At 64.4% G+C, this 25,813-nt stretch carries 19 protein-coding genes; 9 read left to right on the top strand and 10 right to left on the bottom strand.

Features of this window, described 5'->3' with window-relative positions; genetic code table 11:
• The first annotated feature begins 113 nt into the window (after window positions 1-113).
• The 4 genes from X741_RS139185 (at window position 114) to X741_RS139200 (ending at window position 4,188) form a co-directional block, all read left to right on the top strand.
• The gene (locus X741_RS139185) at window positions 114-1,406 is read left to right on the top strand and encodes a cytosine deaminase (protein ID WP_023780455.1); all 1,293 of its coding nucleotides are present in this window, start codon (window positions 114-116) and stop codon (window positions 1,404-1,406) included.
• Window positions 1,406-2,809, top strand: coding sequence for an FAD-binding oxidoreductase (locus tag X741_RS139190; RefSeq protein ID WP_031250604.1), 1,404 nt, complete (start codon window positions 1,406-1,408; stop codon window positions 2,807-2,809). Before X741_RS139185 ends, X741_RS139190 begins: the two co-directional genes overlap by 1 nt.
• A 210-nt stretch (window positions 2,810-3,019) precedes the next feature.
• Window positions 3,020-3,601 carry an NAD(P)H-dependent oxidoreductase gene (locus X741_RS139195; protein WP_023780453.1) on the top strand — a complete coding sequence of 194 codons (582 nt, stop codon included), beginning with the start codon at window positions 3,020-3,022 and terminating at the stop codon, window positions 3,599-3,601.
• Complete coding sequence (locus X741_RS139200; protein ID WP_023763358.1) at window positions 3,601-4,188, top strand: NAD(P)H-dependent oxidoreductase; 588 nt, start codon at window positions 3,601-3,603, stop codon at window positions 4,186-4,188. Before X741_RS139195 ends, X741_RS139200 begins: the two co-directional genes overlap by 1 nt.
• A gap of 147 nt (window positions 4,189-4,335) precedes the next feature.
• Here the strand turns inward: X741_RS139200 and X741_RS139205 are convergent, their stop codons facing one another.
• From X741_RS139205 to X741_RS139225, 5 genes are read right to left on the bottom strand one after another with little or no spacing between them, the layout of a single operon-like run.
• Window positions 4,336-6,795 (bottom strand): FAD-dependent oxidoreductase, encoded by a 2,460-nt coding sequence (locus X741_RS139205; RefSeq protein WP_023780452.1) that lies wholly within the window; start codon window positions 6,793-6,795, stop codon window positions 4,336-4,338.
• The gene (locus tag X741_RS139210; protein ID WP_023780451.1) at window positions 6,792-7,973 is read right to left on the bottom strand and encodes a pyridoxal phosphate-dependent aminotransferase; all 1,182 of its coding nucleotides are present in this window, start codon (window positions 7,971-7,973) and stop codon (window positions 6,792-6,794) included. Before X741_RS139210 ends, X741_RS139205 begins: the two co-directional genes overlap by 4 nt.
• Complete coding sequence (locus X741_RS139215) at window positions 7,973-8,872, bottom strand: homocysteine S-methyltransferase family protein (RefSeq protein ID WP_023780450.1); 900 nt, start codon at window positions 8,870-8,872, stop codon at window positions 7,973-7,975. Before X741_RS139215 ends, X741_RS139210 begins: the two co-directional genes overlap by 1 nt.
• Window positions 8,869-11,322 (bottom strand): FAD-dependent oxidoreductase, encoded by a 2,454-nt coding sequence (locus X741_RS139220; RefSeq protein ID WP_023780449.1) that lies wholly within the window; start codon window positions 11,320-11,322, stop codon window positions 8,869-8,871. Before X741_RS139220 ends, X741_RS139215 begins: the two co-directional genes overlap by 4 nt.
• A gap of 21 nt (window positions 11,323-11,343) precedes the next feature.
• Window positions 11,344-11,943, bottom strand: coding sequence for an XRE family transcriptional regulator (locus tag X741_RS139225; RefSeq protein WP_198024011.1), 600 nt, complete (start codon window positions 11,941-11,943; stop codon window positions 11,344-11,346).
• A 163-nt stretch (window positions 11,944-12,106) separates the two neighbouring features.
• Here X741_RS139225 and X741_RS139230 point away from each other — a divergent pair, with 163 nt between their 5' ends.
• Window positions 12,107-12,811, top strand: a complete 705-nt coding sequence (locus X741_RS139230) for a nitroreductase (RefSeq protein ID WP_023780447.1) — start codon at window positions 12,107-12,109, stop codon at window positions 12,809-12,811.
• A gap of 22 nt (window positions 12,812-12,833) precedes the next feature.
• On the opposite strand, the gene X741_RS139235 is transcribed toward X741_RS139230, so the two are convergent.
• From X741_RS139235 to X741_RS139255, 5 genes are all read right to left on the bottom strand, one after another.
• On the bottom strand, window positions 12,834-14,276 hold the full coding sequence (locus tag X741_RS139235) for an MFS transporter (RefSeq protein WP_023780446.1): 1,443 nt from the start codon (window positions 14,274-14,276) through the stop codon (window positions 12,834-12,836).
• A gap of 152 nt (window positions 14,277-14,428) precedes the next feature.
• On the bottom strand, window positions 14,429-15,016 hold the full coding sequence (locus X741_RS139240; protein ID WP_023780445.1) for a sarcosine oxidase subunit gamma: 588 nt from the start codon (window positions 15,014-15,016) through the stop codon (window positions 14,429-14,431).
• Window positions 15,009-18,032 (bottom strand): sarcosine oxidase subunit alpha, encoded by a 3,024-nt coding sequence (locus X741_RS139245; RefSeq protein ID WP_023780444.1) that lies wholly within the window; start codon window positions 18,030-18,032, stop codon window positions 15,009-15,011. Before X741_RS139245 ends, X741_RS139240 begins: the two co-directional genes overlap by 8 nt.
• Window positions 18,029-18,325, bottom strand: a complete 297-nt coding sequence (locus tag X741_RS139250) for a sarcosine oxidase subunit delta (RefSeq protein ID WP_023780443.1) — start codon at window positions 18,323-18,325, stop codon at window positions 18,029-18,031. Before X741_RS139250 ends, X741_RS139245 begins: the two co-directional genes overlap by 4 nt.
• 10 nt (window positions 18,326-18,335) lie before the next feature.
• Complete coding sequence (locus tag X741_RS139255) at window positions 18,336-19,595, bottom strand: sarcosine oxidase subunit beta (protein ID WP_023780442.1); 1,260 nt, start codon at window positions 19,593-19,595, stop codon at window positions 18,336-18,338.
• A gap of 198 nt (window positions 19,596-19,793) precedes the next feature.
• Between X741_RS139255 and X741_RS139260 the strand changes: the two genes are divergently transcribed.
• The 4 genes from X741_RS139260 to X741_RS139275 all read left to right on the top strand — a co-directional run bounded on the left by X741_RS139260 (window position 19,794) and on the right by X741_RS139275 (window position 25,773).
• Window positions 19,794-22,283: a mechanosensitive ion channel family protein gene (locus X741_RS139260; RefSeq protein WP_023780441.1), complete on the top strand. Its 2,490-nt coding sequence runs from the start codon at window positions 19,794-19,796 to the stop codon at window positions 22,281-22,283.
• Between the two features lie 144 nt (window positions 22,284-22,427).
• Entirely contained in the window at window positions 22,428-22,691 is a 264-nt protein-coding gene (locus tag X741_RS139265) for a hypothetical protein (protein WP_023763371.1), read from the top strand.
• Between the two features lie 226 nt (window positions 22,692-22,917).
• Window positions 22,918-24,351, top strand: coding sequence for a UbiA family prenyltransferase (locus tag X741_RS139270; RefSeq protein ID WP_023780440.1), 1,434 nt, complete (start codon window positions 22,918-22,920; stop codon window positions 24,349-24,351).
• Window positions 24,352-24,423: 72 nt separating this feature from the next.
• Complete coding sequence (locus X741_RS139275) at window positions 24,424-25,773, top strand: FAD-binding oxidoreductase (protein ID WP_023780439.1); 1,350 nt, start codon at window positions 24,424-24,426, stop codon at window positions 25,771-25,773.
• Window positions 25,774-25,813: the final 40 nt, after the last annotated feature.

Raw genomic sequence — 25,813 nt, 5'->3', positions numbered from 1 at the left:
AGAGGTCCCCTCAGAATCGATTTCCACACCTCGCACAAGAGTACGTTTGTACTCATGTGCGATTCCCCTGCCCTTGAGGGGGAGATGCCCGGCAGGGCAGAGGGGGGCAACGCTTGATACCAACCTTCGGCTCTTCCCATCTCGGCAATGTTCGCCTTCATCGCTCACTGACGCCAGGCCTTTCCGCGCCCTTCGATGATGACGGCTTTGCGCTTGCCGACATCGCTGTGGCCGATGGCAAGATTTCCAGCATCACCGCGCATGACCGATCCGCCGATGGCGTCGATCTCGGCGGCCGCATCGTCCTGCCCTGTTTCGTCGACTGCCACACGCATATCGACAAAGGCCATATCTGGCCGCGCAAACCCAATCCCGACGGCACCTTCATGGGGGCGCTGAACGCCACCGGCGCTGACCGCACGGCCCGCTGGAGTGCCGAGGACGTGGCGCGCCGGATGGATTTCTCGCTGCGCTCTGCCTACGCGCATGGCACAAGGGCGCTGCGTACCCACATCGACAGCGTCGCGCCGCAGGAGGAGATTTCCTGGCCGGTATTCGAGACGATGCGCGAGACATGGCGTGGCCGCATCGAATTGCAGGGCGCCTGCCTGCTCGGCATCGAGGGCGTGCGCGACAGAAAATGGTTCGACAGGCTGGCGAAACGGGTTGCAGCGGCCAAGGGGGTGCTCGGCGTCGTCACCTATATGGTGCCGGACCTGGAAGAACTGCTCGACCAGGTTTTCGCGCAAGCGATCAAGCATGGCCTCGACCTCGATTTCCATGCCGACGAGACGGACGATGCCGCCGCGGTCTCGCTGAAGAAGATCGCCGAGGCGGCACTCTGGAACGGCTTCGAAGGCAATATTCTCGTCGGCCATTGCTGCTCGCTGGCCCGGCAGCCCGATCTCGAGGTGCTGGACACGCTGGACAAGGTGGCGAAGGCCGGGCTGGCTGTCGTCTCGCTGCCGATGTGCAATCTCTATCTCCAGGATCGGCGCCCCGATCAGACCACGCCGCGCTGGCGCGGCGTGACGCTGCTGCATGAGATGAAGGCGAGGGGCATTCCGGTCGCCGTCGCCTCCGACAACACGCGCGATCCGTTCTATGCCTATGGCGACCTCGACATGCTGGAGGTCTACCGCATGGCGACGCGCATCCTGCATTTCGATCATCCGGTCGCGGACTGGCCGCAAACCGTCAGCGCGACGCCGGCCAGCGTTATGCGGCTCGACGGGTTCGGCACGCTTGCCGCCGGCGGCGATGCCGACTTCATCCTGTTCAAAGGTAGGAGCTGGACCGAATTGCTGTCGCGGCCCGAATCGGATCGCATCGTCGTGCGCGGCGGGCGCGCGATCGACCGGCAGTTGCCCGACTATGCCGAACTCGACGGACTGATGGTGGAATGATGGACGTCTCGGGGCTCAAACGCGATCTCGAAGGCCTGAAGGTCGACGACAATCCGGCCATCGTCCAGCAGAAGAGCCGCGATTTCTACTGGTACAGCCCGGTGCTGAAGCGGCAGCTCGACCATGTCACCGGCGATCTCATCGTGACGCCGAGGAACGAGGCCGAACTGGTCCGCCTGCTGGCCGCCTGTTATCGGCATGGCGTACCGGTGACACCGCGCGGCAGCGGCACCGGCAATTACGGCCAGGCGATGCCGCTGTCGGGCGGCGTGGTGCTCAATCTTGCCGAGATGAACGAGATCAAGTCGATCGCGCCGGGCCGTGTCGTGACCGGACCCGGTGCGATCCTGGCCGATATCGACAAAGCGACGCGGGCGCATTCCGGCCAGGAGCTGCGGCTGTCGCCCTCCACCTACAACACTGCCTCGATCGGCGGCTTCATCGCCGGCGGCTCGGGCGGCGTCGGCTCGATCAATTTCGGCGGGTTGCGCGATTTCGGCAATGTGCTGCGCCTGCGCGTGGTGACCATGGAGGCCGAACCGAAGGCGCTCGAACTCACCGGCGAGGATCTGCACAAGGTGACCCACGCCTACGGCACCAACGGCATCATCACGGAAGTCGAGATGCCGCTGACCGCTGCCTATGAGTGGGTCGATGTCATCGTCGGCTTCGACAAGTTCATGGACGCGGCGCGCTATGGCAATGCGCTGGCCTGCCAGGACGGCATCCTGGCCAAGCTGATCACGCCGATCGCCGCGCCCGTGCCGCAGCTCTATTTCAAGCGGCACCAGAAATTCCTACGGGAAGGGCAGAGCATCTGCGTCGTCATGGTGGCGCGGCATGGGCTGGATGCTTTCCTCGCCTTCACCCGCCGCGCCGGCGGCGAGTTGATCTTCAATGCCGCGACGGCAACGCCGGAGGAGAAAAAGGGTCTGCCGCCGGCCTATGAGCTGGCCTGGAATCACACAACGCTGAGGGCGCTGCGGGTTGACCCTTCGATCACCTACCTGCAATCGCTCTATCCCTTTCCAAATCAGCTGGCGCTGGTCGAGAAAATGGACGCGATGTTCCCCGGCGAGGTGTTCTCGCATCTCGAGTTCGTGCGGCTGGACGGCAACATCACCTGTTTCGGCCTGCCGTTGGTAAAGTTCACCACCGAGGCGCGGCTCGACGGGATCATCCGCCTGCATGAGGATAATGGCTGCCCGATCTTCAACCCGCACCGCTACACGCTGGAAGAGGGCGGCATGAAGCAGACGGACGCGGTGCAGCTCGCCTTCAAGCGCGAGACCGACCCCCAGGGGCTGCTCAATCCCGGCAAGATGATCGCCTGGGAAAACCCGGATTATGACTACCGTTCGGGGCGAACCTTCCTTTTCAAGGGGCTGCAAAAGGCAGGGTGAGACGATGACCGGCGCATGGCGTTGTACCCCCCTCTGGCCTGCCGGCCATCTCCCCCTCAAGGGGGGAGATCAGACTGCCGCGTTGCTTTCGCCAATCATCAACGCCGCAGTTTGGTCGCACCACAAAAGCTGCCAATCTCCCCCCTTGAGGGGGAGATGCCCGGCAGGGCAGAGGGGGGCGCCTCGCGCTAACATAGGGGATGTTTCACCGTGAACATCCTCGTCCTCTACGCCCATCCGGTCGAGACCAGCTTCAATGCCGGACTGCACCGGATGATCGTCGAGCGGCTGACGGCGGCGGGTCATGCGGTCGATGACTGTGATCTCTACGCCGAGGATTTCGACCCGCGGCTGACGCACCAGGAGAGGCTGGATTATCACAATCGGCGCGGCCCCGAAGACCCGGCGGCGCCCTATGTCGAGCGCCTGTTGCGGGCCGATGCGCTGGTGCTTTCCTATCCGGTCTGGAACTACGGCTTCCCCGCGATCCTGAAAGGCTTCTTCGATCGCGTCTTCCTGCCCGGCGTGTCGTTCAAGCTGGTCGACGGCAAGGTGCAGCCGTCATTGCACAACATCAAGAAGGTCGCGGCCGTCACCACGTACGGCGGCAGCCGGTTTCGCGCCATGCTGATGGGCGATCCGCCGCGCAGGCTGATCAAGCGCATGCTGCGCGCCACCGTGAAACCCGGCGCGCCGGTGACCTATCTCGCGCATTACGCGATGAACCTGTCGACCGACGACAGCCGCAAGGCCTTCATGGCCAAGACCGCGGCCAGCATGGATGCCTTCTGATGCGCGCGCTGGTCGTCTATTGCCATCCGGTGCCGGAGAGTTTTTGCGCCGCGATCCGCGATGCCGCTGTCGAGGTGTTGACGCAAAGAGGCTGGGAGGTGCGGCTGCTCGACCTCTATGCCGAGAAATTCGACCCGGTGATGGGCTGCGAGGAGCGGCGTGGTTACAATAACCAGGCTCCGCGCGACCCGGCGCTGAAGCCGCATTTCGAGCTGCTCAACTGGGCCGAGGCGATCCTCTTCGTCTATCCGACCTGGTGGTACGGGCTGCCGGCGATGCTGAAGGGCTGGCTCGATCGCGTTTGGGCGACCGATGTCGCCTTCAAGCTGCCGGCGGGCAAGGGACGGATCAAATCGCTGATGACGCATGTAACCAAGGTCGGCGTCATCACCACCTGCGGGGCGCCGACCTGGTGGAGTGTCGTTGTCGGCCAACCCGGGCGCAAAACCCTGCTGCGCGGCATGCGGGCGCTCTGCGCGACGCGCTGCAGGACATTTTTCCTGGCGCATTATCTGATGGATGCCTCGACGCCACAATCGAGGACGGCGTTTCTGGCGAAGGTGAGGGCGAAGCTGGAGCGGTTTTGAGGAAATTAGCGTCCTTCTCCCCGTTCCACGGGGAGAAGATGCCGGCAGGCAGATGAGGGGCAGCGCGACTTTCGAATGCTGGCGCCGCCCCTCATCCGGCCCTTCGGGCCACCTTCTCCCCGTGGAACGGGGAGAAGGAAGAGGGCGCTACATCTTCGTTCGCTCGGCCTTGGGATCATACATCGGTTTCAGCGAAGCCTCTGCTGCAAAACGTTCGCCGGCGATCTCGATCTCGTAGGACGAGGCCAGCACATCGGCCTCGCTCTCGCCGGGGCAGGGCACAAAGCCGAGCCCGATCGCACCGCCGAGATGATGGCCGTAATTGCCAGAGGTGATTGGGCCGACGATCTTGCCGTCGCGCAGGATCGCCTCGTTGTGGAAGAGCAGCGGCTGCGGGTCCTTCAGGCGGAATTGGACGAGCCGGCGTGAGAGCCCGGCCTCCTTCTTGCGCAGCACCGCATCACGGCCGATGAACTCACCCTTGGCGGTTTTGACGGCGAAGCCGAGGCCGGCCTCCAGCACATGGTCCTCGTCGGTGATGTCGTGGCCGAAATGCCGGAAGGCCTTTTCGATGCGGCAGGAATCCAGCGTGTGCAGGCCGCAGAGTTTCAGTCCGACATCGGCACCGGCCTCGTCGATCGCCTCGAAGACATGGGCGGCCTGATCGGTCGAGACATAAAGCTCCCAGCCGAGTTCGCCGACATAGGTGACGCGGTGGGCGCGGGCGAGGCCCATGCCGATCTCGATTTCCTGGAACGTGCCGAACGGGTTGTTCTCGTTGGAGAAATCGTTGGGGCTGACCTTCTGGATTAGCTTTCGGGCGTCCGGACCCATCAGGCAAAGTACGCTTTCGGCCGCGGTCACATCGGTGATGACGACGAATTCCTCGCCGACATGCCGTCGCAGCCAGGCGAGATCACGTTGCAGCGTGGCGCCCGGCACGACGAGGAAGTAGGCCGTGTCCGATAGCCTGGACACGGTGAGGTCGCTCTCGATGCCGCCGCGCCGATTGAGCATCTGGGCGTAGACGATCTTGCCCGACGCCACGTCCATGTCGTTGGCGCAGAGCCTTTGCAGGAAAGCGCAAGCGTCGCGGCCCTCGACGCGGATCTTGCCGAACGAGGTCATGTCGAACATGCCGACCTTGTCGCGGACCGCCAGATGTTCCTCGCGCTGGTTGTCGAACCAGTTCTGCCGCTTCCAGGAATAGCGGTATTCGCGCTCCTGTCCCTCGCGGGCGAACCAGTTGGCGCGTTCCCAGCCTGCGACCTCGCCGAACACGGCGCCGCGCGCCTTCAGGTGTTCATGCAGCGGCGAGCGCCGGACATTCCTCGACGTTGCCATCTGCCGATAGGGGAAGTGATCGGCGTAGAGCAGGCCGAGCGTTTCGGAGACGCGCTCCTTGAGGTAGCGGCGGTTCTTCTGGAACGGCTGGGCGCGGCGGATGTCGACTTCCCACAGGTCGAACGGTGCTTCGCCATCGTTGATCCACTGCGCCAGCGCCATGCCGGCGCCACCGGAAGAGACGATGCCGATCGAATTGTAGCCGGTCGCCATCCAATAGCCCCGCAGTTCCGGCGCCTCGCCGAGATAATAGCGGTCGTCGGGAGTGAAACTCTCGGGGCCGTTGAAGAAGGTGTGGATGCCGGCGGTGGCCAGCATCGGCATGCGGTTGACGCCCATTTCGAGGATGGGTTCGAAATGGTCCATGTCCTCGGGAAGCTGGTCGAAGCAGAAATCCTCGCGGATGCCGTCCATGCCCCAGGGCTTGGCCACTGGCTCGAAGGCGCCGAGCATCATCTTGCCGGCGTCTTCCTTGTAGTAGGCGCACTCGTCCGGCACGCGCAGCACCGGCAGGCGGCCGAGACCGGGGATGGGTTCGGTGACAAGGTAAAAATGCTCGCAGGCGTGCAGCGGGATGGTGACGCCGTTCTGGGCGCCCAGTTCGCGCGCCCACATGCCGGCGCAGTTGACGACGATGTCGGCCTCGATCATGCCTGTTTCGTCACCTTGCGCCCAGGATACGCCGGTGACGCGACCAGCCCTGGTGTGGACCTTGGTCACCTTCACATTCTCGACGATGGTGGCGCCGCGCTGGCGCGCGCCCTTGGCCAGCGCCATGGCAATGTTGGCGGGGTCGCACTGGCCGTCGAGCGGCAGATGGACGGCGCCGACGACGTCGGACACGTTGAGATGCGGATACATCTCCTTGACTTCGCTGGGCGAAATCTCGCGCACGTCGACATCGAAGGCGCGGGCCAGCGAGGCCTGTCGATAGATCTCGTGCTTGCGCTCCTCGGTCAGCGCCACGGTGATCGAGCCGACTTGGCGCATGCCGGTTCCGACCTCGGTCTCGGCTTCCAGCTTGACATAGAGGTCGGCCGAATATTTCGCCAGCCGCGTCATGTTCTGCGAGCCGCGCAACTGGCCGATCAGGCCAGCGGCGTGCCATGTCGTACCCGACGTCAACTGCTTGCGCTCGAGCAGCACGATGTCGGTCCAGCCGAGCTTGGCAAGGTGATAGGCGACCGAACAGCCGGAGACGCCGCCGCCGATGATGACCGCCCTTGCCTTGGCATTGATGGCCTTGGTGGGGATGGTCGTCATGCGGCCTCGCGGCGATAGCTGGAAGCAAAACGGCGCAGCCGCAGCGCTGCTTCCCGCAGCACGGGCTCAGGCTGGCAGAGGCTGATGCGGATGTGGCCGGCGGCGGCCTCGCCGAAGCTGGAGCCGGGCATCACGCCGACATTCTCCTTGTCGAGCAAGGCCCAGGCGAATTTCTCGTCGTCGGGTTCGACATTGGATATGTCGAGCATGACATACATGCCGCCCTCTGAACCGCGCACGGTGACGTCGTTCATGCCGCGCACGGCCTCGATGAAGACGGTGCGGCGCGCCGCGTAGCGCTCGGCGATGTCCTTTACGCCATAGCGGTTCTCCAGCGCCTCTGCGCAAGCGATCGAGATGAAGGCCGGCAGGCCGTAGGTCGTCACCAGATTGAGGTTGATCAGCAGCGTGATCATCTCGCTGGGACCGGTCAGCCAGCCCATGCGCCAGCCGGTCATGCCATGGCTCTTGGACATGGAATTGATGACCAGCGTGCGCTTGGCCATGCCGGGCAGCGAGCGCGGCGAGACGTGCTCGCCGCCGCCCAACGTCCAGTAGACCTCGTCCGACAGCAGCCAGAGGTCGTGCTCACGGCAAATCTCGGCAAGCTGTTCCAGCCGCTCGCGCGAATAGACGGCGCCTGTCGGGTTGTTCGGCGTGTTGATCAGGATGGCGCGCGTGTTGGACTTGATCGCCGCGCGGATCATGTCGGCGCGGGGCTGGAAGCCATCCTCGGCCGGCGTCTCGACGACGGTGAAACTGGCGCCGGCGGCGCTGAACGTGTTGGGATAGGTGGCGTAGTAGGGCGCCACGACGATGGCATGGTCGCCCTGGTCGAGCACGGCCTGCACGGCCGCGTAAAGGGCGGCCTGGCCGCCCGGCGTGGCGATCACCTGATCCGGCACCGTCTCCACGCCCGTGCAGGCGCTCGAGGCCGCCGCCATCGCCTTGCGCAGGCCCGGCAGGCCGGGCAGCGGGGTATAGTGGTGATTGCTGCCGCGAACCGCGGTCACGCAGGCTTCGATCGTTTCCGAGGGCGTGTCGAAATCATGATCGCCGACCGACAGCATGATGATGTCTTCGCCAGCTTCCTTGCGTGTCCAGGCGGCGAAATGAACCTCCCAGCCATCCTTGCCGGAAGGTACGATACCGGAAATGCGCGATGATGGTCTTGGCATTATTGAACTCCCGAAATCTCATAGCCGGCCTGCTCAAGCCGGTCGCGCAGGGCGGCGATATGCGGCGGCCCGACTTCGCAGCAACCGCCGACGATAGTAGCACCGGCTTCGACCCAGCCGGTCGCCTGGTCGGCGTAGGCATCAGGGCCAAGGTCATGGCGTGCGTGCAGCACATCCACCGTGTCGCCGTGCTTCAGCGCTTCGGTTGAGGTGAAGCCATTGGCATAAGCGCCGACCGGGCCGCCGAGGTCGATCAGTTCAGGCAAGGCGGCGGCGATCGCTTCCGGCCGGCAGCAATTGAGCAGCCGCGCTGCGACGGTCAGGCCATCAAGCGCGCTGGACGCGCCGGCTATCGTCTCGCCGCTGCGCAAGCGCGGCGCGCCATGGTCGGCAAGCGTCCATGACACCCACACGGGCTTGCCGCTTTCCGATGCCGCGGTGACGGCCGCGCGCGCTTCCTCGGACGAGGCCATCGTTTCGCACAGGAACAGATCGACGCCATCCGCCTGTTCGGCGACGATGCGACGGTAGATGCCGAGTGTCTCTTCGAACGAGATGGTGAGCGCCGGGGCGTAGCTGCCGAAAAGCGGTGACAGGCAGCCGGCGATCGTCGCATCGCCGGCTTCATCGCGGGCCTGCCTGGCCAATTCGATGCCGCGCTTCTGCAGCGGCTTGAACAGGTCTTCGGCACCCTCGCGCGCCAGGCGTTCGGGCGTCGCCGAATAGGTGTTGATGGTGATGACGCGCGCGCCGGCGCGGATGAATTCCGCGTGCAGGCCGCGCACGAGGTCGGGTTCGTCGATCAGCACCCTGGCCGACCATAGCGGCGTCGGCTCGGACTTGCTGCGCCGCACCAGTTCCTGGCCCATGCCGCCATCGGTGAGAATGACCTTCTTCATGCGCGCAGCCTCTGGTTCTTCGGATCCCACAGGGGTTCGTCCTTCTGTACGATCGCCTTGAAGCGATCGCCGAAGATTTCGACTTCGACGGCGGTGCCGGGTTCGGTCAAATCGGCGCGCAGCATGCCAAGCGCGATCGATTTGTCGATGCGATGGCCCCAGCCGCCGGATGTGGTCTCGCCGACGATCTGGCCATCGTGCCACAGCGTCGACATGTAGGGTGCGTCGCAATCGCCGGGGCTTTCGACGACCAGCGTGACGAAGCGCTTCTTCACGCCTTGCTGCTTCTCGTTCTGCAGTGCGGCCTTGCCACGGAAGTCGGGCTTTTCCCATTTGACGAAACGCTCAAGCCCGCCCTGCAGGATGGAATAGTCGGTCGACAGGTCACCCTTCCAGGTGCGGTAGCCTTTTTCGAGCCTGAGCGAATCCAGCGCGTACATGCCGAACGGTTTCAGCCCATGGTTTTGTCCTGCCGCGCAGAGGGCGTCGAAGATGGCGGCGGTGTCGTCGACCCTGGTGTGGATTTCCCAGCCGAGTTCGCCGGCGAAGGAGACGCGCACGAGCTTCGCCCAGCGGCCGGCGATTTTGGTTTCCTGATGCGTCAGCCATGGCAGCGTCAGGTCGGCGTCGCAAACTTCTGCGAGGATTTTTCGCGAATTGGGTCCGGCCAGGATCTGGGTGGAGAATTCCTCGGTCCGGTCGATCAGCTCGAAGGTGGCATCTTTCGGCATGCGCGATTTCAGCCATTCGAAATCGTGCCACTGCGCCACCGCCGCGGTGATCAGCGTCATCAGGTTCTCGTCGTGGCGCACCACCGACATTTCGGTGACGATGCGGCCCTTGTCGTCGGCGAAATAGACGAGGCCGATGCGGCCGGGTTTCGGCACCAGCCCGGTGACCTGCAGACCGAGCCATTCTGCCGCTCCCGGCCCATCGAGGTTGAAGCGCGAGAACCCAGGCAGGTCGAGGATGCCGGCGGCGTCGCGCACGGCGAGACATTCTTCGCGCACGCGATGCTGCCACGGCCCGTCGCGGCGGAAGGTCAGCGTGGCTTCCTCGGAGATGTCGTCGCCGTCCTGCGCGTACCATGTGGCGCGCTCCCAGCCATTATAAGCGTCGAAGCGGGCACCCAGCGCCTTGATGCGATCGTGGATCGGCGACAGCTTGCGATCGCGCCCTTCGGGCCACGCATGGCGTGGAAACTGGATGGCGTATTCGTTGCCATAGATTTCCATGCCCTTGGCGACGCAATAGTCCGGTGCCGAAGCGAAAGAGGTGAAGCGGCGCGGGTCGCACGACCACATGTCCCATTCGGTCTGGCCTTGCGTGACCCATTCGGCGAGCACCTTGCCGGCGCCGCCGCCCTGGGCAATGCCGAAGGTGAAGACGCAGGCTTCGAAGGCATTGGGAACGCCTGGCATCGGGCCGATCAGCGGATTGCCGTCCGGCGCGTAGGGGATCGGTCCGTTGATGACCTTGGACAGGCCGGCGGTGCCCAGGATCGGCACGCGGGCGACGGCATCGGCCAGATAATGTTCCAGCCGGTCGAGATCGTCGGGGAAAAGCTGGAAGGAGAAATCGTCCGGCATCGGATCATTATGATCAGCCCAATGCGCGCGGCAATTGCGCTCATAGGGGCCGAGATTCATGCCGGCCTTTTCCTGGCGCAGATAGTAGGACGTGTCGACATCGCGCAGCAGCGGCAGCTTCTTGCCCTGTTCCTTGGACCATGCGGCGAGTTCGGGGATTTCCTCGAACAGGATGTATTGGTGGCTCATCACCATCATCGGCACCTCGCGCCCGAACATCCGGCCCACTTCGGCGGCGCGGTAACCGGCGGCATTGACGACGATTTCGCAACGGATATCGCCTTGCGCCGTGGCGACCACCCATTCGTCGTTCTCACGGCGGACGCCGGTGACGGGGCAGAAACGGATGATCTTGGCACCCATGTCGCGCGCGCCCTTGGCCAGCGCCTGGGTCAACTGCGCCGGGTCGATGTCGCCGTCGCTGGGGTCGTAGAGCGCGCCTTCCAGGTCATGCGTTTCGATAAAGGGATAGCGGCGCTTGATCTCGTCGACGCCGACCACGTCGATGTCCATGCCTTGGTAGCGGCCCATGCCCTTGGCGCGCTGGAACTCCTGCATACGCTCCTTCGAATGGGCGAGCCGCAGCGAGCCGGTGACGTGATAGTTCATGGGATAGTCGACCGCGTCTGCCAGGCCCCGGTAAAGCTCGGTCGAATAGCGCTGCATGTTCATCAGCGACCAGGACGAGGAGAACGTCGGCACATTGCCGGCCGCGTGCCATGTCGAACCGGAGGTCAGCTCGTTCTTCTCCACGAGCACGCAGTCGGTCCAGCCAGCCTTCGCGAGATGATAGAGCGCGGAAGTGCCGACCACGCCACCTCCGATGATCACCACGCGCGCCGTGCTCGGCAAACCCGCCATGTTCTTCTCCCAACTTGAAACTTAATAGACCGGTGGCGAAACCACCCAGATGACAACCGCCGGCTCGGTGCCTGGATTGCGCCAGCGATAGGGCTTGCCTTCGAAGCGGAAGGAATCGCCTTCGCCGAGCCGATGCCAGACACCCGCTATCTCGATCTCGAAAATGCCCGAGGCGATATAGCCTGCCTCCTCGGTCGGCCGCAGCTGCTCGGTCTTCATCTCCGCGCCCGCCGCGAAGATCGAGCGCACCATTTCAAAACTACCACTGAGATCGGGCGACAGGAGTTCTTCCACCAAGCCGGATTCGCTGGTGCCAAGCGAGCGGCGCCTGCCGGCACGCACCACCACGCCGCGCTCGCTCTCGACAGGCACCTCATGGCTGAAGAACAGGCTGATCGGCACGCCGAACAATTCGGCGAAAGCCCTGAGGTCGCCGACCGATGGCGTCGAGAGGCCACGTTCGATCTGGCTGACCCAGCCAACCGAACGGCCGAGTTTCAGCGCGATCTCGGCCAGCGTCAGCCCGCGAACGCGGCGCAAGGCTCTGATGTCGCTGGCCAGCACGCGTTCGTCGGACCCCTGCAGTGTTCGTGCGGTCGTCGGGGGCAAAACACTCTTCATGAAAATTCCCATCCGAATTTCATGAGAAATCAAGCTCATGAAAAAATCAAGTAGATTTTCACCAATGCTCAAGATTTGCTTGCAGGACTTTGACCGTTCATGCAAAGGCTCCGCCGCGAGCGGCGAGTGGGGACGTCCGATCGCGATAGCTAAGGGACGGCCCATGCTGGAAAAGAAGGCTCGAATCGCGGTTGAGGCCGAGATCGTCGACGACGCGATCCTATCGCGCCGTTCGGTGCGCGCATTTTTGCCCGACATGATCGACGACGAGACGATCCGGGACATTCTGACGGTTGCGGCACGCGCCCCATCCGGTACCAACATGCAGCCATGGCGGGTCTACGTCACCAAGGGCGAGACCAAGCAACAGATATCGGATGCCATCCTGAATTCCGGCATCCGCGCCGAGAAGGCCGAATGGGACGAGTACCGCTACTATCCCACGCAGTTCTTCGAACCGTATCTCACCCGCCGACGCGCCAACGGGTTCGGCCTCTATGGCGCGCTCGGTATCGGTCGCCGCGAGGTCGACAAGATGCGTGCCCAGCACGACCGCAACTTCGTCTTCTTCGACGCGCCGGTCGGCATGATCTTCACCATCGACCGCCGGCTCAACCAGGGCTCGTGGATCGATTACGGCATGTTCCTGCAGAACATCATGGTCGCGGCGCGGGGCAGGGGCCTGCACACGTGCCCGCAAGCGGCCTTCGCGCCCTATCACCGGCAGATCCGGCCGGTGCTCAACATTCCCGACGAGGAAATCGTCGTCTGCGGCATGGCGCTGGGCTATGAGGACATTTCCAAGCCCGAAAACGCCTTCCGCACCGACCGCGTGCCGCTCGAGGAATGGGTTACGTTCAGCGAATAGCCGGCCGCGACGGGCTGCGGCACTATTCCGTATTCATCTGCGCGCCATGACCGCTGACATGGGCGCCGTCCTGTGGCGTCAGCTTGAGATAGGCTGATAGTGCGCAGAGCGTGATGACGCCCTCGATCGCGAACAGAATCCGGAAATCGCCGATCACGGCAGGCCCGCCGCCGGCCAGGAACGACAGCATGGCCGCCGCAAGGCCGACGCTGATCGCCACTGCCAGTTGCCAGAGGATGTAATAGAGCGCGCTGAAGCGGGCGAGTTGGTCGGGAGCGATGTCGGAATAGGCGAGGTTTCCGGTCGAGGCCCATTGCACCGAGCGGAAGACGCCGAAAACGAAGATGTAGCCAAGCACGATCCAGACCGACGTCGCCGCCTGCATCAGGGCGAAGCCCGCAACCATCGCGGCGACGATCGGCGTGTTGACGACCAGCACGCGGCGGAAGCCGAAGCGGTTGAGGACGCGCGGCATGAAGAAACGCATGACCACCGAGCCGAGCGCGGCAACGAAGGTCAGCGATCCCGCCTGCACCGCGCTCATGCCGAAGCCGAGCTGGAACATCAGCGGCAGCAGGAAGGCGACGGAACTGAGGCCGATCGTGTCCAGGCCGCCGCCGGTGAGAAACGAGATGCGGAAGGTGCGGATGCGCAGCAGCTTGAGGTCGAGCAGGGGATTGGGCACGCGCAGGCAGTAGAGCGAGGCGATCGACAGGATGATGACCGCCAGCGCCAGTTCGCCGGCAATCATGCCGCCGGCGGCATCCTTGGCGGCAAGCGAGTCCATGCCGAAGACAAGCAGGATCATGCCGCTGCCGACCAGCAGAAAGCCGGGAAAATCGAACCGCGTGCGAACGGGCTTGGTCACCGTCGGGAACAGCGAGGCGGCAAGGATTGCCGCCGCCAGCGCGAACGGCACATTGATGAAGAAAATCCAGCGCCAGGAAATGTAGGTGGTCAGCGCGCCGCCGACGAGTGGGCCGACCAATGGCCCGGACTGGCTGGCCAGCGAGATGTACATGTTGATCTTGAGCGTGCGGCTGCGCGGAAAGCTCGACAGGATGACGACCTGGCCGAGCGTGCCCATCAGCGCACCGCCGAAGCCTTGCAGCGCGCGGGCGCCGACCAGTGTCCAGATATCATCGGCCAGGCCGCAGAGCGCCGACGAGCTAGCGAACACCAGCAAGGCAAAGCAGTAGACGTTGCGCAGGCCGAAGCGGTCGGCGGCCCAGCCGCCGAGCGGCATGGAGATGATCAGGCTGGCGACATAGACGGTGATCAGCAGGCCGAGTTGGCTCGGCGGATGACCGAGGCTTTCGCCGATGCCGGGCAGTGCCGTCACGACGACATTCTGGTCGAGGCTGGTCATGAAAACGCCGCAGGCGACCGTCAGCGGCAGCAGGAGCAAGGCTCGCGCCGACACATCGGCGCGATCCGTGGCGCCGGCGGATAGTTCTGCGGTCATGGGGATGTTCGAACCAAACGAATGCGCCGACTCTTAAAGACGGGATTTATGCCCCTCGGACCGGTTGGGCGGCCATTTTTTCCACCATGGACGCACGCGGCAGGATTCTCTAGCTGCAGAACCGGCTGGTGTTGATGCCAGAAGCAATTGCTCTACTGCACCTCGTAGCCGACTTCCTCGCTGGCATGGCAGAGCGCCTTCCAGAACGAGCGGGCGAACGAGCGAAAGACGTAGATGTCGAACTCGTCGGCGCCGGTGCGCTGGATCTGGGCGAAGACATCGTGATGTGCGGTCGAGCGGCCGGCGCCTATGGGAAAAGCCGGCAGCGCGAAGTCGATGGCGAAGAATTTCGCCAGCACCCATTCGGCCTTCGGCCCGGCGATGCGGATCGCGGTGCGGCCATGCGACAGGTCCGTCACCGTGCCGATGGCCGGCGTCACCGCGTTGACCAAGGCGGCGGCCAGTCCTTCGGCCTCGTCGACCACGGTGAACTTTCCCGGCGCGAAGCCGAACACCGACTTCACGCCGTCGCTCAAGCCGCCGCCGGCACCGTCGGGCAATGCAAGGCCGGTGACTGTGCGGATGGCAGCGATCAGCTTCTTCTCCTCGCCTGGCCATGCCGCGAGCTGCACGATCGAGCCCGGCCTTGTCTCGGTCAGGAGGATCTCGACGCCGTGCTCGAAATTGCCGTGCGAGCCGGTGTGAAACTCCGGCTCAAGGGGAGATTGGCGCTCAACCATGCATGCGGGTCCCTTCCGGATCGTAGAAATGGTTGGAGACGATCTCGACCGGCCCGAAGCGGTTGCGCAGCGGATCGGAGACGTAGGCACGCGTGCCGTGCCTTGCCTTGCCGCCCTTGACCAGCGCCAGCGCGATATGCTTGCCGAGCGCCGGTGAGTAGCAGCAGGCGGTGATGTGGCCGATCGAGCCGTGCGGATTGGCTTCGTCAACCTCCTCGACGATGTGCGCACCGCCGTTGAGCGGCCGGTTGTCCAGCGCGATCAGGCCGACCAGTTCCAGCCGGTCGGCCGCGATCAGGCCTTCGCGGTCCATCATGGCCGAGCCGATGAAGGGCTTCTTCTTCGATAGCATCCAGTCTAGATGCAGATCGCGCGCCGTGGTGCGGCCGTCGATCTCGGCGCCGGTGACATGGCCCTTTTCGATGCGCATCGTGCCGAGCGCCTCGAGCCCGTAGGTGACTAGCTCGAACGGCTTGCCGGCCTCGATCAGCGCTTCCCAGACATGCGTGCCATGGCCGGCGCCGCAATAGACCTCGAAGGCCATTTCGCCGGAGAAGGACAGCCGGCAGATCATCACCGGGACGCCGGCGATCTCGCCACGCACGATGCCCATGAAGGGCAGCGTCGCATTGTCGACAGCGGTGCCGGTGACGCAAGCACCAAGGATCTGCCTCGCCTTCGGCCCGCCGATCGCGGCGCCCGCCCATTCATCGGTCACCGAGGTGACGTGCACTTTCAGCTCCGGCCAGACCACGTCGAGGAAATATTCCAGATGCTGCATCACCTTGCCGGCATTGGCCGTGGTGGTGGTCATCAGGAAATCCTGCTCGCCAAGCCGCCAGGTGGTGCCGTCGTCGAAGGCAAAGCCGTCCTCGCGCAGCATCAGCCCGTAGCGCGCCTTACCGACGGCGAGCGTCGAAAACATGTTGGTATAGACGCGGTCGAGGAAAGCGGCTGCGTCGGGACCTTGCACGGCGATCTTGCCCAGCGTCGAGACATCGACGATGCCGGCGCTTTCGCGCGTCGCCTTGGCTTCGCGTACATAGGCCTGCTCGACCGTCTCGCCGGCATGGCCGTAGATCATCGGCCGGTACCAGAGGCCGGCGGAATACATGGTCGCGCCGTTGGCGAGGTGCCAGTCATGCATCGGCGTCAGCCGTTCGGGCTTCAGGTCGCCGAAACGCTCGGCCGCCAGCGAGCCGATCGACACCGGCGCGAAGGGCGGCCGAAAGCGTGTCGTGCCGACTTCCGGGATCGGCTTGCCGAGCGCCTCGGCCATAATGGCGAGCCCGGGGACGTTGGAGCTCTTGCCCTGGTCGGTCGCCATGCCAAGCGTGGTGTAGCGCTTGAGGTGCTCGACCGAGACGAAGCCTTCGCGATGCGCCAGCCGCACATCCTCCGCCGTCACGTCGTGTTGGAAATCGACGAAGCTCTTGCCCTTGGCCCTGATCTCGAAAACCGGCGCCGGATCGGGATCGCCAGGTGCGGCCTCAACAGTGGGCAGCGCCGGCGGCGTGGCTGTTCCACCGGCCGCCGTGAGCCCGGCAGCGCGGCCTTCGGCGATGGCTTCGGCCGTCGAAAAACTGCCGGTAAAGGCGCCGGCACCAATCCATTGCTGTGTTGGCCATTGTTGTGTCGGCCCCTTCTGTGTGGGCTTCGGCGGCAGGAAGGCCTGCCGTGCTGCGTTCCATTCCGCCCTGGCGCCGGCCTGGCTGGCGAGATGGATGGTCGGCGACCAGCCGCCCGACATCAGCAGGCAGTCGGCGTGGATCGAGCGCGCATCGTCGCTCAGCGTGCCCGTGACCATGTCGAAACGCTGAACCTTGATGCCCGAGAGCGCCTTGCCGCCTTCGGTGGCGACGACGGCATGGCCCGTCAACAGCTCGGCCTCGGCTTCCGCGGCGAGCTTGCGCATCTCGGCCGAAAGCTCGGACCTGACGTCGGCGATGGCGATGATCGCGGCGCCCGCCTTCTTCAAGGCAACCGCCGCGCGGTAGGCGCTGTCATTGTTGGTGAACAGGGCGACCCGTTCGCCCGGCAGCACGCCGAACTCATTGGCATAGCGCTCGGCCGCATGCGCCAGCATGACGCCTGGCCTGTCATTGCCAGGGAAGACAAGCGGCCGTTCGAAGGAACCCGTGGCCAGCACGACGGACCTGGCGCGGATCGCCCAGTAGCGATGCCGCGGCTCGCCCTTGGCGGGCTGCTCCTTGTGGTCGCTGACCCGTTCGAGCGCGGCAAGCGTGTTGTTGTCGTAGTAACCCCAGACGGTGGTGCGCGGTAGAAGCCGGACATTGTCGCGGCCTGCGAGCTGGGCGACGGTGCGCCGCGCCCAATCGGCGGCGGGCGCGCCATCGATGATTTCATCGGACCAGTTGGCCGAACCGCCGAAACGCGGTTCGAGATCGGCCAGCATGACACGGGCGCCCTGATCGGCGGCTGCCTTGGCGGCCATCAGGCCGGCAGGGCCGGAGCCGACCACCAGCACGTCGCAAAAGGCGTTCATGCGTTCGTAGCGGGCCGGGTCCTTCGCCGATCCGGCGCTGCCGAGGCCAGCGGCACGGCGGATGAAGTGCTCGCAGAACATCCAGAAGCGCGTGCCCTTGAGCGGGCCGACCACGGGTCCCATGAAGGTCTTGTAGTAGAAGCCGGCCGACAGGATCTTGCCGCCGAGCTGGTTGACGGCGTTGATGTCCCAGGCAAGCGAGGGGAAGCGGTTCTGGCTGACCGCGACCAGGCCGTCATGGATCTCGACCGTGGTGGCCGGGATGTTGGGCTCGCGCACCTCGCCCTTCAGCACCGTCACCAGCGCATTGGGCTCCTCGACGCCAGCGGTCAGCAGGCCGCGCGGCCGGTGATACTTGAACGAGCGCCCGAAAAGCGTGACGCCCTTGGCCAGCAGCGCCGACGCCAGCGTGTCGCCGGCATGGCCCGTATAGGCAACGCCGTCGAAGGTGAAACGGATGGTCTTCAGCCGGTCGATGCGGCCGCCAGTGTCGGTGCGGCGCGGGCTCATGCCTTGTCCTCCGCCTTGCGGCGGGCGGCCGAACCGTGGTCGCCGCGCACGAAGGCGACACTCGAAATCTCATGCGTCAGCGTGTTGCGCACGACGCGCAGATGCGCGCGGCAACCGCCGGAATGCTGCCAGATCTCATGGTGATCGCCTGCCGGGTTCAGCCGGTCGTAGACATAGGCGTTCCACGCCTCGAAATTCTGCGAGGCGGGATCGGGGCGCTCGCGGTTGCCATCACCCTGGTAGGTGAATTCGATGACGTCGCGCGGGCCGCAATAGGGGCAGGTGATCAACATTCAATTCTACCTAATGCAGCCTGGGGTTCGCACCCTGGCCCTTGTCGTCGATGACGAGGCCGCGGTGGAAACGGTCGAGCGTGAACGGCGCGTTGAAGTCGTGCGGCTCATCCTTGGCGATGGTCCAGGCAAAGGTCCAGCCAGAGGCCGGCGTCGCCTTGAAGCCGCCATAGCACCAGCCGCAGTTGAGATACATGCCGGGCAGGGGGCCGGTGGTGATGATCGGCGAGCCGTCCATCGACATGTCGCAGACGCCGCCCCAGGAGCGCAGCATGCGCACGCGGGCAAGTCCCGGGAACAGCGCCAGCATCTCGCTCATCACCTCGTCGACGACGGGCAGGTTGCCGCGCTGGGCGTAACTGTTGTAGCCGTCGATGTCGCCGCCATAGACAAGGCCGCCCTTGTCCGACTGCGACATGTAGAAATGCCCCATGCCGAAGGTCACGACGGTGTCGATGAAGGGTTTTAGCGATTCCGTGACGAAGGCCTGCAGCACATGGCTTTCGATCGGCATCGTCTCGACGCCGGCCAGTTGCATGACCCGGCCCGTGCTGCCGGCCACCGCGACCGCCACCTTCTTGGCGCGGATGTCGCCGCGCGAGGTGGCGACGCCGGTGACGCGGTCGCCGTCGCGCAGGAAGCCGGTGACCTCGCAATTCTCGATGATGTCGACACCGCGCCGGTCGGCGCCGCGCGCGTAGCCCCAGGCGACGGCATCGTGGCGGGCGGTGCCGGCGCGCCGTTGCATCAGGCCGCCAACCACGGGGAAGCGCGCATCGCCGGAGATGTCGAGCGCCGGGATTAGGCGCTTGATCTCGGTCGGCGTCATCAGCTCCGCATCGACGCCGAGATGGCGCATGGCGTTGCCGCGCCGTGCGTAGTCGTCAAACTGGGCCGGCGTGTGCGCCAGGTTCAGGCAGCCGCGCTGCGAGAACATGACGTTGTAGTTGAGCTCGTGCGAGAGGGTCTCCCACAGTTTCATCGAGTGTTCGTAGAAACGGGTGTTGGCCGGCAGCAGGTAGTTCGAGCGCACGGCCGTCGTGTTGCGGCCGACATTGCCGGAGCCGAGCCAGCCCTTTTCCAGCACCGCGACATTGGTGATGCCGTGCTCCTTGGCAAGGTAGTAGGCGGTCGCCAGCCCGTGGCCGCCGCCGCCGACGATGATGACATCATAGGACGCCTTCGGGTCCGGCTTGCGCCAGGCCGGTTTCCAGTCCTTGTTTCCCTTGAGCGCGTTCGCGAGCAGCGAAAGGGCCGAGTACTCTGCCATGTGCATGTTGTCCGGTTCGGGCGATGCGGCAGACTATAGAGCAGGCCGCACGCGCAAAGCCAATATTGCGCCATGGCCTTTCGACTGGCCGACGCCTTTGTCAACGCTCCGACGCGACGGCTTGCCCCATGATATGGCCGTCTTTATCAAGGACAGGCTTTCAAATTGCCTTTGCCGTCCATGAGTCGCCCACAAATCATGCTTTTCCGATTGCTTCGCCTCATCATGGTTCTCATGCTGGTCGTCTCGGCGCCGCCGACGTTCGACGCGGCGGCTCAGGGCGTCGGCCAGGCGCCCACCGGATTGGTCGCCGACCAGCAGAAGATCATCCAGGGCCTGACCACCAAGACCGACAGTTTCGAAAAGCAGACCCAGCAGAATGGCGAGGACGATAGCAGCCTGGTCGATATCCGCCTGCAGCTGGAGGAATTGTCACGGCAATCGCTTAACAGCGCGCTGGCCTTCCGCACGCGCCTTGGCGAGATCAACGCCCGTCTGGAGCAGCTTGGCCCGGCCCCCGCCGCCGGCCAGCCGGAAGAGCCCGATATCGTCAGTGCCGAACGCCAGGCGCTGACATCCGAAAAGGCCGAGATCAACGCTGTCATCTCGCAGGCCCAGGCCCTGTCGATCCGCATCAGCGGGCTGATCGACAAGATCGGCAACATGCGAAGCGAGCTGTTCCGCAATCTTTTGACCAAGCGCTACGTGCTGTCGGACGCGCTGAGCCCGCAGGTGTTTTCCGACGCCCGCGACGAGTTCGGCAATTTCTACAAGGCGGTGTCGTCCTGGCTGAGCTTTGCCTTCAAGTTCAAGTTCCAGGCGATCCTGGCGGCAACCTTCGTGGCGCTCGGCCTGGCGCTGGTGCTGCTGGTCGGCGGCAGGCGCCTGTTCGGGCGGGTGTTCGAAGCCGACCCCACCAATGAGGACCCATCCTATCTCAGCCGCTTGTCGGTGGCCTTCTGGTCGACCTTGCTGCCGACGCTGGCGGTCGCCGCCTTTCTTGGATCGACAATTTTCTTTTTCAATTATTACAATGTGTTGCGCGGCGACATTGGGCTCTTCCTCAACGCGCTGGCGACCGTCATTGGCGTGGTGTTCTGCGTCAACCGGCTGACCAATGCGGCGCTGGAACCGCGGCTGCCGAACTGGCGCCTGATCCCGGTCGAAACCGGGCCGGCGCGCTGGCTGGTGCGCCTGGCCACCGCCATGGCCGTGGTCATCAGCGTCAATACCTTCCTGTCGGTGATCAACGACAAGATGGGCTCGCCGCTGTCGCTGACCATCGCGCGCAGTTTTGTCGCCACCATTGTCGTCGGCATCATCCTGATCCTGATGGCGATGCTGCGGCCGTTCAAGGCGCGCGACGGAAGCTGGCGGCCTTGGCCGGCATGGCTGCGCTACCTGTCGCTGGGACTTGGCTTGTTCACCATCATAGCCGCCTTGCTCGGCTATATCGGCCTCGCGCTGTTCGTCTCACTGCAGGTGGTGGTCACCGGCACAGCCTTGATCACCGCCTATATCGGTTTCCTGTCGGCGCAGGCGATCGGCGAGGAAGGCGCTTTCGCCAACACCTTCGTCGGCCGCTGGCTGTCGGCCAATTCCAGCTATGACGATACCGCGCTCGACCAGCTCGGCCTCGTCGTCAGCATCGGCATCAACCTGTTGATCGTGCTGGTGTTCCTGCCACTGATCCTGTTGATGTGGGGGTTCCAGCCCGGCGACATCCAGGCCTGGGCCTACAAGCTCGCGACGGGGATCAACATCGGTTCGGTGACGATTTCGGTCACCGGCATCCTTTCGGGCATCGTAGTCTTCGTCATCGGCTATTTCCTGACGCGCTGGTTCCAGGGCTGGCTCGACGGCTCGGTCATGGCGCGCGGCAAGGTCGATACCGGGGTGCGCAACTCGATCCGGCTGGCGGTAGGCTATGCCGGCGTCGCGCTGGCGGCGCTGGTCGGTATCTCGGCCGCCGGCATCGACCTCTCCAGCCTGGCGCTGGTCGCGGGTGCGCTTTCCCTCGGTATCGGCTTTGGCCTGCAGAATGTGGTGTCCAATTTCGTCTCCGGCCTGATCCTGCTGGCCGAGCGGCCGTTCAAGGTCGGCGACTGGATCGTCGCCGGCGATGTCAGCGGCACCGTCAAGAAGATCAGCGTGCGCGCCACCGAGATCGAAACCTTCCAGCGGCAGTCGGTGATCCTGCCCAATTCCAACCTGATCAACAACGCCGTCGGCAACTGGACGCACCGCAACAAGCTCGGCCGCATCGACATCAAGGTCGGCGTCGCCTATGGCAGCGACGTCAAGCAGGTTCACGCCGTCCTGCTGGACATCGCCCGCAGTCATCCGCTGGTGTTGAAGAACCCCGAGCCCTTCGTGCTGTTTTCCAATTTCGGACCTGCCGCGCTCGAATTCGAGATCCGCGTGTTTTTGGCCGACGTGATGAACGGCAACATCGTTCAGAACGATGTCCGCTTCGCCGTGCTGGAAAAGTTCAGCGACCAGCATATCGAGATCCCCTCGACGCCGCGCGCCGTCGTCGAGGCCCACAAGCCCAAGGCCTGGCCGACCGACGACGACAAGATCGAGGCCGACTTCGCCGAACAGGAACAAGCCAAGGTTGAGGCCGCGGCCGAGGCAAAAAAGCTCGCCAAATCAGGACGCAAGCTGCGCAAGCCGGATCCCGACTAGACCGGAAGCCGGCAAGCCGAAGCCAATTGCGGCATGAATGCGGCATTCAGTTGCGGTTCAGCTTCCATCTCATATAAGCTCCCATGCAAAGGCGAAAATGCCTTGCGTAATGCAACAGAGGCGGTGGGAACACCGATATTGCAAATGTGGAAGTCTCTCGTCGCTGCCGTCGCCTTGCTCGCCGTGAGCGGCTCGGCCCATTCCGCAAGCGCGGTCAACAAGGACGCCGAGACCCGCACGCTGATCGTGACGGAAGGCGGCAGCAAGACCGACCTTGCGCTGGCCGGCGGTGAAACCGTCGAATTCTGCCAGAATGGCTGCTTCGTCACCTTGCCCAATGGCGACCTCGAAGCGCTGACGGGTTCTGAAACCGTCGAGATCTCCGGCGGCGTCGCCCGCATCAAGTAATCCTGGCGGCATGATTGGAAGGCCGGGCATTTGTCCGGCCTTTTATTGTTTTCGGTAGCGGTTGCTTAACAATGACGCCGGAAATACCACCGCGACAGCCGCCCACAACCGTGCGTTTTAACGTTCGCTACGCCATACCCCGCTATACCAGCCCCAAGACGCCGAAACACGGCGCGCAACGAGATTCCGGTTTCCCGGATCAAACGGCGGCAGGGGCAGGACGTACATGGATGCGCGGTCGGACAGGAACGCAATACCGCTTGCGGTCGATCTCGACGGCACGCTGATCGCAACCGACCTGTTGTGGGAAGGACTGTTCATCCTTCTCAAGAAGAACCCGCTCTATATCTTCCTCGTGCCGTTCTGGGCGGCTGGCGGACCGGCGCGGCTGAAGCAGGCGATCGCGCAACGCATCGACATCGATCCCGCGTCGCTGCCTTATCGCGAGCCATTGCTCAACCGCCTCCGCGCCGAACATGCCGAGGGCCGCAAGATCGTGCTGGCGACCGGCACGCCGCGCAAGTTCGCCGACGCCATTTCGGCCCATCTCGGCATTTTCGACCGGGTGCTGGCCACCGACGGCTTCGACAATCTTACCGCGAGCCGGAAGCGCGCCTCGCTGATATCAGCCTATGGCGACGGCGGTTTCGACTATGCCGGCAACAGCCGCCATGACCTCCAGGTCTTCGACGCTGCGCGCAATGCGATTGTCGTCGCACCCGACCGTCACGCCGCGCGCTGGCAGGCGGCGCGTGGCGCCGAAACGATGCCGGCGCCGAAGCCGACATTGCGGACCGTCGTCAAGATGCTGCGCGTGCACCAGTGGCTGAAGAACTCGCTGATCGCCGTGCCGATGGTGCTCTCGCACGAATATTTCAACTCCAACATGATCTGGGAATGCCTGCTGGCGTTCGTCTCGTTCAGCGCGGTGGCGTCGGCGATCTACATCCTCAACGATTTCTTCGACCTGGCGCTCGACCGCAAGCACGTCACCAAATGCAACAGGCCGTTCGCCAGCGGCGCGCTGTCAATCCCCTTCGGCATTGGCGCGATCGCGGTGCTGCTGGCGATCGGCATCGGCACCGGGCTCTTTCTGTCGCTCGAATTCCTCGCCGTGCTTGGCGGCTACATGGTGGTCACGACGGCCTATTCGCTGTCGTTCAAACGCATGCTGCTTGTCGACGTGCTGACGCTTGCCGGCCTCTACACGATCCGGGTGATCGCCGGCGCGGCCGCGACCGGCGTCGACGTCTCGTTCTGGCTGCTCGCCTTCTCGATTTTCTTCTTCCTGTCGCTGGCGCTGGTGAAGCGTTTCGTCGAATTGCGCACCACCGCCATTCCACCCGGCGAGCGCATTGCCGGACGGGGTTATCGCACCGAGGACCAGGAGATCATCGCCCAGGCCGGCATGGCTTCGGCTTTCTCCTCTGCTCTGGTGCTGGCGCTCTACATGGACAGTGTCGCGGTGCGCGAACTCTATCCGCATCCATGGCTGATCTGGCCGCTGGCGCCGATCGTGCTCTATCTCACCATGCGGGTCTGGATCCTGGCGCGTCGCGACGAAATGCATGACGATCCGGTCGTCTTCATCATCCGCGACTGGCGCAGCCAGATCGTGGTGCTGATCGGCGCGGTGCTGCTGGTCATCGGGGGCTGGTAGGCATGGCTGAACGCTTCCGCAGCTTTGNGTGCTGATCGGCGCGGTGCTGCTGGTCATCGGGGGCTGGTAGGCATGGCTGAACGCTTCCGCAGCTTTGGCCTTGCCACGCCGCCGGCGCCAAGGGCAATCCAGGCCGATGATGCCATCGCGTTGCTGAAGGCCGGTCAGGCCGGCGAAACCTCGCTGCTTGCCTATGGCAATGGCCGTTCCTATGGCGATTCCTGCCACAACCAGGCCGGCGCGGTGGTCGACATGCGATCCCTGAACCGCATTCGCGGCTTCGATGCCATGACCGGTGTGCTCGAAGCGGATGCCGGCGTGTTGTTGTCCGACATCATCGCGCACGCAGCACCCCACGGCTTCTTTCCGGCAGTGGTTCCGGGAACGCAATTCGTCACGCTCGGCGGCGCCATCGCCAATGACGTGCATGGCAAGAACCATCACCGGCGCGGCACGTTCGGCTGCCACGTGGAGAGTTTCACGCTGCTGCGATCCGACGCAAAGACCTATCGCTGCTCGGCCACCGACAATCCGCGCCTGTTTGCGGCGACCATCGGCGGCATGGGGCTGACCGGCCTGATCCTGTCGGCCTCGATCCGGCTGATGCGGGTTCCTTCGCTCGACATCGTCGAGAAGGCAACGCCGTTTCGCGACCTCGGCGAATTCTTCGATATCGCCGAGGCGGCGGATCAGGCCAATGAATATGCCGTGGCCTGGATCGATCAGCTCGCGGGCGGCCGCCGCAGCGGGCGCGGCCTTTTGTTTACCGGCAACCACGCCGAACATGGCTCGCATACGGCCGCGCGGGCCGGCGGCAATCTGTCGGTGCCGTTCCAGCCGCCCTTCAACGTGCTCAACCGGTCGTTCCTGACCGTTTTCAACGCCGCCTACCGGTGGAAGAAGGGCCGGGCGACAGTGCCGCGCCAGAGCGGTTACCAGGGTTTCTTCTTTCCGCTCGATGGCGTGCGCGACTGGAACCGGCTCTATGGCCCCAATGGACTGTTCCAGCACCAGAGCGTGATGCCGGAGGAGGCTGCGCGCATCGTCGTGCCGGAACTGCTCGCCGCCGCCAGGCGGGCCGGGCAGGGTTCCTTCCTGACCGTGCTGAAGCGCTTCGGCGGGGTCCGCTCGCCGGCACTGCTGTCGTTCCCGCGGCCGGGCTATACGCTGACGCTGGATTTCCCCAACAGGGGGGAGGCGACGCTTGCGTTGCTCGGCGAGTTCGACCGCATCACCATCGCGGCCGGAGGGGCGGTCAATCCTTACAAGGATGCGCGCATGGCGCCTGCGATCTTCGCCGCCTCCTTCCCGGACTGGCCGCGGCTGGAAGCGCTACGCGACCCTGCCTTCATGTCTGATTTCTGGGCGCGCACGGCTGGGAGCATCGACCTGCGGCGACGCCGCGCCGAGGCTGCCGAATAGCTAAAATTGAAATGATTCATGGTTATCGAACGCTTAACGC

Source organism: Mesorhizobium sp. LNHC221B00 (assembly GCF_000502935.1).
Taxonomy (GTDB): Bacteria; Pseudomonadota; Alphaproteobacteria; order Rhizobiales; family Rhizobiaceae; genus Mesorhizobium; species Mesorhizobium opportunistum.
Note: the sequence above shows the minus strand (reverse complement) of the source record. Positions and strands in the feature narration are given on the sequence as shown.